Below are 6,356 nucleotides of genomic sequence, written 5' to 3'. Positions count from 1 at the left end.
ATATGAATCTTTCTAATGAGTTGTTTTGTCGCTTTTCATTATAGGTCATATGGGACTTTTTTTCTACAACAAAATAGGCTCCATAATATCTATAGGGGATTTACCCACTACAAATATTATAGAGCCGAATATTATTGGGATATATAGTGAAATGAAATAGAATCTGAACAAATTTACCAGAGCAGTTAAGTCAATTTCTAGCATTTTTTAGAATTCACAGTGTACCGTTTTGTATAGTAGATTGAATTTAGAATAGTACGCTATGGATTCTAAGAAATCAATTTGACTTTCCTAACCTCTTTATTCATATCTTATTTCAATCTACTATATAAAAGGTGATGGGTTTGAGTAGTTTGTCTTGTCTGATTCAAGTTAAGAACTAGCTAACATAAATAGAGGTTATAAATGTGAGTAATAAAGGAATGGGATTAGGTGCTTCAATAGTATCTAATAATATTTTAGAAAATAAGGCCAATATAAAATGGATATTACGCGAGAACAGTGTTAATGAGTTAGATAACGGATGGCGTTTTTTATCCGAAATAGATACAGAAGAATATCTATCACATGCTGAAAATATGTCGATATGTGACTGGAGTACAATTGTTGATATAGAACCAGCAGTATTATCAATTTTTAATATGCCTATTGGAACAGAACTTACAATGATCTATGAAGAAGAGAGAGTGTGTTTTTTAGATACAATTACTGGTCAGAAATTATCTCAGTAGGATGTTAAAGTTTACTTCATTTACCTATCCTTCATATAATTATGAGTTTTCTAAAGCAATGCTAGTATTCCACAACTTTAGATTAATTATAGCTTAGAATTTTTTCTATAAAGGAGAAGTCAAGTCTGAGAGCGAAATAAACTTGACAATTTATGTACAAGTTATTATGATAGTCAGAGAACTGATTTACGTTTTTAGATATCAGATAATCTAGCGAATTGATGATTGAGATATAAAAATGAGATATTGAGGTATGAAAGTGTGTAGAGTAATAAAATTATTTACGGATACGATTTCTTCAGAGTACATGGATTTTGCCTTTCAGATTGCTCATGAAACCCAAGATGCAGATATAGTTCAGATATTTGATGGAACCCAGACATTCAATTTATCAGTTAATTATATTAAGTATCTATCGTTTGTTAGTAAAAAGTATAGTGAACTATATAATAAAGAATATGAACTTGATGGCTATGGAATCTACCAAGTTTTTGATAGTAAATTATCGAAAGAAGTTAGTTATCGATCTTGTGGTATATGGTCAGCTGATGATTTTAATCATTATGTTTTCCTTTCTAATAAAGGTATGATGGAAATACTCATAAATGTTTCCTTGACATTTAAATTTGAAAAAACAGCTACTGAAGAGCAAAAAATATCGGGCGTCCCCTTGAAAATAAGTGAAGTAGGAAACATTGAGGAAGGTTTATATTATGTAGAAGCTAGTTTAACCAATGATAGTGAACTCTATTTTAAAATTAGTGATAAACTTATAAAATGTGACGATTATGTTGCTTTTAGATTGATTGATGAAGGACTGGATTTACGTTCAATTGAATCGGAATATGAGTTAGATATAACTACTATCCATCCCGAAAATCATTTTGTCTATCAAGTCCTAAATGGTGGATTTATGGGGCTTGCCCAATCTATTTTGTCAAGTTATAAGGTTATAAATACTTTGAATTACAATGCCTATTTATTAGTTTATGAAGGCGCTGTTCAAGACTAACCAAATTGTTAAAAAACAGAGATTCTAGTAATAGACTTGAATACTTTAGTTGCGATAGTTCAACAAGTAAACCAATAAAACCTGGTAGTTAGAACTGTTATCGTTAAGTACATTAGTTTGTCACATGTAATAAAGTTCGAGGGCAAATAGGGTATTGGTAAGAGATGAAGAATGGCTAATCTATTGCTAGATTCCTTTTTCTTTGATAAAAAAATAAACCCTTAGATTATGCCTGAAAATATATAAAGTAATGCTTGAATGGGGATGGAGAAAGGCCAACAAGAACTACTAGAGTTGCGGAGTGCTGGATAAAAAAGTGATATTAGTATGAATTTGAAAAATTTTTTTAAACAGTTTATGAGGGGAACTTTAAGTGAATCTTTATAGAAGAATAACAAAGTTAGAGAAAAACTATTTAATGGTTAAGTGCTCTAATGATTTCAATCTAAATATTGATGGGAAAAAAGTACAAAGTGAAAGAGATGCGATAGAGATATTAGCGAACAGTTTTAATATTGATGATCTCCAAGATGGTAATTGGGATGCACTATCTGATCGACTCCAGCGTTCTAATTATATACATCCAGAGAGGATTAATATTTTTCTTAACAATTCAAAAGATCTTTTTATCAAGGATGCAAACTCTAAAAATACTTTTTTAGAAATATTATCTGATACAGTTTCATGGTGGGAAGAAGATGTTGAAAGATATATAGTTGATGGAAAAAGAAAAACATTCAATGTATATCTGCTAGATTAATACTAATTGTTTGATATGATAGGAATATAAACATTTCTGTGAAGAAGATAATAGCTAGACAAGTTGGACAAACGCTAATAGTTCAAAAAATTTAAATAAATATAGGTGGATTATGATTGATGAACTGAAAAAGAAGATTGCTTCTTCCGAGGGTGTGGACTTTGCACCATTTGGAGAGGGGATTTCTGATGAATGGATTATAAAAGCTGAGAAAAGATTAAATTTTACTTTTCCTGAAACATATAAGTGGTGGCTGAAAAATTATATGGGTGGAGAAACTTATGGAGAAGAAATATTCAGTATTTATGGATTAGATTTTGATACGGTTGTGGGAGGTGATATTGTTTACATAAACGAACTGAATAGAAAGCAAGGATTTAGTAACTCTGAACAATTAGTCATCTGTGAAGGGGAAGATGGCATGTTTTATTTTCAAAAACAGGAAAGTTTGACCAATGAGTTAGCAGTTTTTAGAGATGGAGAATACTATGCTAGCGATTTTATTGAATTTCTCATAAAAAGAATAGACGGCTAGTGAATCTATTGAGCTAAAAAAGTAGGTATTATGCTCAATAATGATAGATAGGAAGATAGACTGATAGTCGTTTATAATTTAAAGAACATCAGTCGATAAGATTTTGTTTTGGCTATGATAGATGATGTGGTAACTATTGTAAAATATAGTCACAATATTACTTGCCTTGATGACGGACTTGATTGGCTGGGAAACAAAATAGATAATGTAACTGCTTCATTGTTTGATCCTAAAAAGCGATTAGGACGGAGATAAAAGTGCAGTTGGTAATTATAAACAGCTTGTATAAAAATGTAAGATATCGTGTTTTTGAATGGAATAGCAAGTACTACTTATTGGATTGTGATGCTAGTATTTTATTGTTTTTCTTTCCATTGTTTGCTTTTTTAGAGCTCATAAATGTTATTGTATAGAGCCTGAAGAATATAAGACGTTACTTTCTTCAACCTATTCTGATATAAAACCGTATCAGTTTGTAGGAGCAACTTTATGTATTATTTCCGGTACGACACTATTAAGGAGGTATTTAGTTAAGGTTTTATTACCTGAACTTCCAAATGTAGCAGCAGTATCGAAATTCGGTTTATTATTTATAATCTTATTCTTTGTGTTGGGGTTTAGATTTCAATATTCTCATAAAAAAAGACTTTCATTCGACTATGAAGGTCGACCCTATGTGTTTGTCAAAATGTCCCCTGTTAACTGGAAAATGGCAGTTGGTAAAATAATGGGTTATTTCATCCTCTTATTTCTGCTCTTGTGGTCTGTTTATACTATTGTGGTAACAGATGAAGTTGATTCTTTTATTATATTAGGAATAACTCCGTTTTTATTATTTTTACTGATGTTCGCTAATATCTCATTATGGGATTTAAAGGAATATCAGATAGTTTTAAAATCTAAGTAAAAATTCCATCTAATCTTTAAAATTACTAGTACGATGCCATTGGTTACAGTTAAGATTATTAGAGGAAGTTTAAGAGATAAATTAGTCAGACACGACTAAAGTAATCAATAATCTTACTTATCTGTGAAAATGCTCCTGTAGGAAATCAAAGGAAATTAAAGATTGAATAGGATATTGACAATTAAAGCCTAGATGTATAAAAGTTTGATCTCGACCATAAACATTGGAAAGACAATTTGCTAGAGATAGCGCATAATAGATAGAATAAGGGAATAGCATTTGCTAATCTTCAGTAGACAGATGATTTTATTAACAATAATAGGACATCTGTTGATGTAGAAGTAATATTTAAGAATAACTTGGAGGTGGATTTTATGTCTGTAGGCTTAATGGTAGGTTATAATTGGTGGACAGTAGGAGAAGGGAGCTTTTTTAATTCATTCTTTTCGACTATTTATGTTCTGTTAGAGAATAATGACTGGGGAAGTAAGTACCCCGTTATCATGAATAAACTTTATTTTGGCGATATTCCTTTGGAAGATATTGAGAGTGGAATAGCAGAGTTGTTATCTATTCAAGAAGAGTTGAAAAAATTTCCACCTCACGACATCATATGGGATTTTGAAGATTTGTCAGTCACTCCTCCTTGGGGTAATCATATTGCTTCCCATATCACAAATTTATCTCAATATTTCATAACTAGTTCAGGCAGTGATTTATTTGAAGTCATGTTAACTTGTTTTAGATTCGCACTCGAGAAAAGTCAAAATGTGGTTGTAAAAAGTATCTGAAGAAGGATTTTCTAAAAATTATTAAAATCCAATGAACCATTAAAATTATTGAAACACCGATTTTTATTATTTCATATAACTCTAAGGTGTAAAAAATAAACTGATTTTGGAGATTTTTGAAATGTCATCATTTTGAATACAGCCGTAAATAAAATCTGACTTATTAAACTATCATGGAAACCATTTGTTTAAATGCTAAACGCTGAATCACCTATCTATGGTCATATTTTTATTGTTAAATTTTATAATATAGAGTGGTGTGTTATATGTCATTGTGTAGAGGAGGGAAGAAATTGGATAATATAGTACTACGAAGTGAGTGGTTCGATGAATCGGAAAAATTTTGCGAAGTTAGGCTTACTTGTGAAACAAAGTTTCTAACAATTTATCAAGTATGCTATCTCTTTGAGGATGAGATGACGAAGGTATTACTGGACATGGATGATTATATAGAAAATCCTAATCTAGCAAGAAAGATCATTTTTGGAGATGATAGGGTTGGTGGAAGTGGTTATTTTGTTTTTACTTTTGCACCTATTAATGAAAAAGAAGAGTTAAATATTGAAGTGGATATGGAAGTAGCAGATAATGACAAGGGGTTCCATCGATGTCAATTCTATGTCAAAACTCAATTAGAAAATCTAAAGCATTTTAGAAATAATTTGCCTAGAATTTTTTCAAAAGACTATAAAAGGGCAGTAACATTACACGATGAACAAACTAGAAATGTAATGATTTAGCAAGTGTTTCTCGTTCATTCTATAGATGTATACATTTTTTAATTAGATTTTAATTAAAAAAATTGAAGGGGAGGGACTAGTGGACATTTTAAAGCTAGAGGAAGAGATTGAGGGTACGAACTACTGGGACGCCTATGCATTAGACTTTAGAGCTTCATTTTTTGGAGATGAATGTAGACTTTATATTGAGGTTGAAAATGGTAAATCGGATCAGTATTGCTGGGAGATAATTTTCTACCGTTGTTTTAAGGTTAACTATGAGACGGATGCTGGTTGGACATGTTGGGAAAGTGAGACTGGTACAAGAAATTTCAATATGAAAGATATTCCTTTTGAAAATCTCATGTCTCACACTGTACATGACATTAGACTTATCGAAGAGAAAAATAATATGATACAAGCAACAATTACTTTATCAAGTATGTTAATTGAGATTGTATGTCACGATATTCAAGTCTCTAAGGTTTTGGTAAGTGAACAGAACTTCTTTTGGAAAGTTTAGTTTTGCTAAATGTTTAAACTAGAAAAACTCTAAGTTAAAAACTTTTTGCAGAAATCATTAAGACTGGTCCTTCAGTCAAAATCGACATATGACGAGAACTGGATAGATAGAATTGAACTCTTTCAAGAAAATGGGGCTTATCATCTGCGCACAAGGGATGAAGAAATTTTGTTATTGAAAAAAACTATCGCAAAAGATGGATATCCGATTGTTGTCTATTCTGTAAGTAATTTTTCAGTCGTAAGAAAGAGAAATTTTTCCATAATAACGAAGAATCATTTAGAAATGCTTCCAGAAAGTAGAAGACCATTTCGTCTATAAATTATCATTGTGTATTTTTATCAGCTCTCCTAATAGTAACTGTTTGTTTTCTGTCAT

Annotated in this window: 7 protein-coding genes; all 7 read left to right on the top strand. The window is 30.9% G+C overall.

The features are described 5' to 3' along the window. Positions 1-407: 407 nt before the first annotated feature. A complete protein-coding gene (locus tag QM917_RS05925; RefSeq protein WP_414285231.1) occupies positions 408-731 on the top strand; it encodes a DUF2185 domain-containing protein in 324 nt (107 codons plus the stop codon). 253 nt (positions 732-984) lie between these two features. Continuing rightward, on the top strand, positions 985-1,743 hold the full coding sequence (locus QM917_RS05920; RefSeq protein ID WP_075231668.1) for a hypothetical protein: 759 nt from the start codon (positions 985-987) through the stop codon (positions 1,741-1,743). Between the two features lie 373 nt (positions 1,744-2,116). Further along, positions 2,117-2,503 (top strand): barstar family protein, encoded by a 387-nt coding sequence (locus QM917_RS05915; RefSeq protein ID WP_075229430.1) that lies wholly within the window; start codon positions 2,117-2,119, stop codon positions 2,501-2,503. Positions 2,504-2,615: 112 nt separating this feature from the next. Further along, positions 2,616-3,038, top strand: coding sequence for an SMI1/KNR4 family protein (locus QM917_RS05910; RefSeq protein ID WP_414285230.1), 423 nt, complete (start codon positions 2,616-2,618; stop codon positions 3,036-3,038). Positions 3,039-4,319: 1,281 nt separating this feature from the next. Further along, positions 4,320-4,736, top strand: coding sequence for an Imm70 family immunity protein (locus QM917_RS05905; RefSeq protein WP_414285229.1), 417 nt, complete (start codon positions 4,320-4,322; stop codon positions 4,734-4,736). Positions 4,737-5,029: 293 nt separating this feature from the next. Further along, complete coding sequence (locus QM917_RS05900) at positions 5,030-5,476, top strand: hypothetical protein (protein ID WP_414285228.1); 447 nt, start codon at positions 5,030-5,032, stop codon at positions 5,474-5,476. Positions 5,477-5,555: 79 nt separating this feature from the next. Next, positions 5,556-5,978: a hypothetical protein gene (locus QM917_RS05895; protein ID WP_414285227.1), complete on the top strand. Its 423-nt coding sequence runs from the start codon at positions 5,556-5,558 to the stop codon at positions 5,976-5,978. Positions 5,979-6,356 lie beyond the last annotated feature (378 nt).

Source organism: Streptococcus infantis (assembly GCF_047460685.1).
GTDB classification, from domain to species: domain Bacteria; phylum Bacillota; class Bacilli; order Lactobacillales; family Streptococcaceae; genus Streptococcus; species Streptococcus infantis_AD.
The sequence above is the reverse complement of the archived record's forward strand: the minus strand, read 5'-3'. Positions and strand labels throughout refer to the sequence as shown.